This is a genomic window from Steroidobacter sp., assembly GCF_016790065.1.
GTDB lineage: Bacteria > Pseudomonadota > Gammaproteobacteria > Steroidobacterales > Steroidobacteraceae > Steroidobacter.
Map to the genome: position 1 here is coordinate 1 of NZ_JAEUPY010000871.1, position 4127 is coordinate 4127.

At 59.5% G+C, this 4127-nt stretch carries 3 protein-coding genes; 1 reads left to right on the plus strand and 2 read right to left on the minus strand.

The genetic code is table 11. The features are described from left to right. Window positions 1-192: 192 nt before the first annotated feature. Entirely contained in the window at window positions 193-831 is a 639-nt protein-coding gene (locus tag JNL55_RS34870) for a 4Fe-4S single cluster domain-containing protein (protein ID WP_293865831.1), read from the minus strand. Beyond that, on the minus strand, window positions 828-2666 hold the full coding sequence (locus JNL55_RS34875; RefSeq protein WP_293865834.1) for an AAA family ATPase: 1839 nt from the start codon (window positions 2664-2666) through the stop codon (window positions 828-830). The genes JNL55_RS34870 and JNL55_RS34875 overlap by 4 nt, the downstream gene beginning before the upstream one ends. A 467-nt stretch (window positions 2667-3133) precedes the next feature. Here JNL55_RS34875 and JNL55_RS34880 point away from each other — a divergent pair. Beyond that, window positions 3134-4127: AAA family ATPase (locus tag JNL55_RS34880; RefSeq protein WP_293865837.1), on the plus strand; the 994-nt coding region annotated here is incomplete at its 3' end.

Genomic DNA, 4127 nt, shown 5'->3' on the forward strand with positions numbered 1-4127 from the left:
CCATCGGATGACCGTTGTTGCAGGCCGCGCCAACTGCAGCCAGCGGTTCATACCCGCGCCCGGATTCGCTGATGCGAGCGGAAGTAAGATCCCAGTTGCACGGCGCACCTTCGAAGTCGCCATCGCAATACAGCTCGGTCAACGGGCGTTCGGTTCGACAGTTGGGGCACAGTCGAATCATTGCCGCCATGATCAGACGCTGCCCTCGGTGAGCGATACGTCATGGCCAGCTTCGGCTAGCACCGCCCGCAGTTTCGCCAGGTCGCCGCGCATCGGAATGCCAGCGAACCACACTGTACCGTCCGCGTCGAACATGGCATCGAGCGTGCGCTCCTGAGCGTCGATGGGCCGATCGATGACTGCGAGCGCGCTCACGCCGAGTGGTGTCAGCAGATGTAAGTGCTGATTGTCACTGCCGCGCAAGGCTCGCGTTTGTGATCTGGACGCTTCGAAAGGTTCTGACATCAGACCATCGACCAGGTCTGGATTGCGCTGGAGCCACGCAGCGATGCGCTCGAAGGGGTGTCCTGAATACACCAGCACCGAAACCGGCGTTTGCTCGCGCAATGACCGGAGCAAGTCGCGCAGGCCTTCCGGTTGATCGAACGGCTCGCCGCCAGAAATTGTGATTCCATCGGCCTCGGCGATCCAGCCTCGCAGAGCGTCCATGATCTGCGCAACCGTCGTGACGCCACGGCCTTCAGGCCAGGTGTCGACGGAAATGCAGCCGGGGCAACGAATCGAACAGCCCTGCAACCAGATGCCCAGGCGTCGCCCCGGCCCCAACGTGGTGACTGGAAAATGCAGCCGCGAGATCGCAATACTGGTCACGCCGCTGGTCCGAGCACGAGCGAAGTCGTCACGCCGACCACCACTTTAGAGATCTCGAAACGCGCTGCTCCCCGCTCATGCTCGAACAGCGCGCGGGCCAGCGGATTGGTGAGGTGCGCTTCGAGTTGATTGCGAATGCCGCGGCCGCCATTCGACAGATCCGCCAGGCACAGGCTTTGCAGCTGCGTGCGTGCCGCGGCGGCGAGGGAAATGTCGTAGCCGGCCTCTTTCACGTTACTCAGTATCGAAACTACCATCTGTTCGAAGATGCGCACGGCGACGTCCGGTCGGATGAAATCGAACACGATGATGTTCTCGCCGATACGGTTGAGGATCTCGGGTCGGTTCAGCACTACTTTAAAATGGCTGTCGATCTCGCTGCGAACCTTGCTGCGAACTTCGTCGTAGGGCTGCGCCGCCGTGACATTGGGTAGCCGCGCGCCGCTGCTATCGGTGGAGTAGATTCCCAGGTTCGACGTGAACACGATTAGCGCCTCGGAAAAATACACTCGATCGCCGCGGCCCGAAGTGAGCACGCCGTCATCCAGAATCTGCAGGAATTTATCGAGGATGCGTGGGTGCGCTTTTTCGATTTCGTCGAACAGCACCACACTGAATGGCTTTTCTCGGATCGCATTGGTGAGCTCGCCGCCGACGTCATAACCGACGTAGCCGGGCGGTGCGCCCAGCAATCGTTGATCGGCGTGCTCGGCGCTGAACTCCGACATGTCGAAGCGGATGTATGCCGTCTCGTCACCGAACAGCAGTTCCGTCACTGTCTTCGCCAGCTCGGTCTTGCCGACGCCGGTCGGTCCAGCGAGGAACGCGACGCCGCGAGGACGACCACCGCGACGAGCGCCGCTGATGCCGGTCGCTGCTCGCTTGATGATGTCGAGCATGTGAGTGACTGCATGTGTCTGCCCAATTACGCGACGCGCGACAAAGTCCTCGGCAGAGGCAATCTTGCTGCGCTCGATCTTGCGCCATTCGTCGTCCGTCACACCCACTTTGTAGCGCCGGACCGCATCCGCGACCGCAGTGACATTCAAGCCCTCGGCGCGACCGAGACCGACGATAGCGTTCAAGTCCATGAGTAGCAGCCCTTCGGTCTCGTCGACCAGATCTTGCTCCGCTCGGCCGAGTACTTCGGAGCTGGCTTCGCGGGCGCCTGGCAAACTTCGGATCAGCGAGGCAGCGACCGCACGGCGCGCGAGCCGATCCGGTTTCGCAACTGGAATGTGACGCAGGCGAGGGTTATCGATGATGAGCCAGTCAGGCAAGTCACCTTCCTTATCGACCAGCCAGAGAATCGAGTTGAACAGCGGCGAGCGGTTCCGGCCTACCGGTCTCGCGCTCGCCCTCTGCGTCAATACCAATGCGCGCGTGAACAGTTGATGCTCCGCTGCGGCCAGCACATCCGAGCGCATGATCAGCCTGGAAGCGAAATCCACGATGACCGCCGTCGCTGGGCCAACACCCAGTACCACTCGCTCAAGCACTGTACCGAGCAAGTCGGTTCCGGCGGGCGCCGCGCCGTTTGCCGACTGCAAACCTAGTTCCTGTAGCAGGGCATCGTGTGTCGCCGGCGCACCGGTTGCCTGTGCCACCCTGAGTCCTGCAATCGGGTCGTACGCCAGGATGCGCTCGTAACCGGCTGCAGCCAGTTCGTTGGTGAGCACCATCGACAGGGGCACGGCACTAGCGCTGCCGGGGGTCGTTTCATGCGCCTGCAGATCGCGCACGGACCCGGACAGCACGAACTGGCTTTTCAGCGGCAGGAACCGCAGCAGGTCGCGCAGCCAGCGAGGTTTCATGGGCGCAGGGAGAATGGCCATCCCGTTTCCTTGTAATGACGCTACTCCGCCGTTGAAGTACTTGTATAGCGGGAGGCTGCCGGACCTCTAGTATACGGATCACGTTTCGCGAGGCCAATGAGACGATCAATGGCCGCGGTCCCAGCTGCCGCCTGGTTACCGTATTTCTCCGTCAATGCCGGCCTCGCTGGAATCCACTCGGAGATGTGGCGCTTGGTAGGATGGATGTTTGTACAGCTCAAGGCCTGCCGGTGACAGGCACGGCTTCGGAGTCGTGATTTCGACTCACGACCGGGGGCATCGTGCTTAGCTCACGATGTACACGAAGCGACGATTAGTATCGAATCCGGGTCTCGCCAGGAAGCCCGCAGCCAGCTGGCTTATAAAAAAGTAACGAGGCTCAGAATTTCGTGCCACAGATCACGACGTCTCGTTAAGGGAAACGGTGAGATCCGCACTTATAAGAACTGACCGCAGCAGAGGTTCAAGTGGCGGCGCACCCCATTATCGAAAAGCTAGGTCGTATCAAAGATCTGGGTATGTTTCGAGACTGCTCGGCCTCTGAGCAGCCTCGATTCCGTCGGTACAACCTGATCTACGGATTTAATGGAAGCGGAAAGACAACGCTATCTCGCCTATTTGCCAGTCTCGGCGCTGGATCGCGAGCAGCGACCCTGCCGGAGGAGGGGACATTCGAGGTGCATCTGACGGACGGCAGTTTACAAGCATGTCCCGACCGGCTGGGTGCTCTTAGTGGGCGAATACTGGTCTTCAATACGGATTTCATTGAGGATAGTTTTTACTGGAATCAGGGCGAAGCTCGCCCGGTGTTCTACATTGGAAAAGAGCAGGCGGAGCTTGCGCAGGAGCTAGCTCTCGCAACGGAGGAAGCCGTGGCTCTCCAGTCTAGGTTGGAAGTCGCTTCCGTCGCTGCCAGTTCTGCTGAGCGTGCATTCGCGTTGTACAAGAGAACAGTTGCGAGAGATATTTCAGAACAGACCGGCCTCGGTAGGAAGTATGACGCGTCAAATTTGGTGCGCGACTACTCCAGCCCTCCGTTGAGTGGCTACTCGGAACTCGGAGAAGCGGAACTCAGCAAGAGTCGCGAGATGCTTTCGCAAGCCGCGCCGATGCCGAAGTTGCCGAGCATCGAGCTATCTCCAGAAGACATGCGTCAATTGGTACTGCGCGGCTGCCACCTGCTCAAAGTTTCCCCCGCGGAGATTGTGTTAGCCGATCTTCGAGAGCACGGAGATATGCGCCAGTGGGTTGGCGAGGGTTTGCGTTATCACGACGATCATGAGCTGAGCAGCTGCCTGTTCTGTGGGAATCGACTGAGCAACGAGCGCAAAAGATCTCTGCATGAAGTGATCGATGGGGCATTCGAGGCTCTGATAATGAATCTTAAGAGGTCCAAGATCGAAGTAGTTGAATGTAGTGCCCGTCTTCGTGCGATTGAGTTGGCGCTTCCGAGGATTTCCG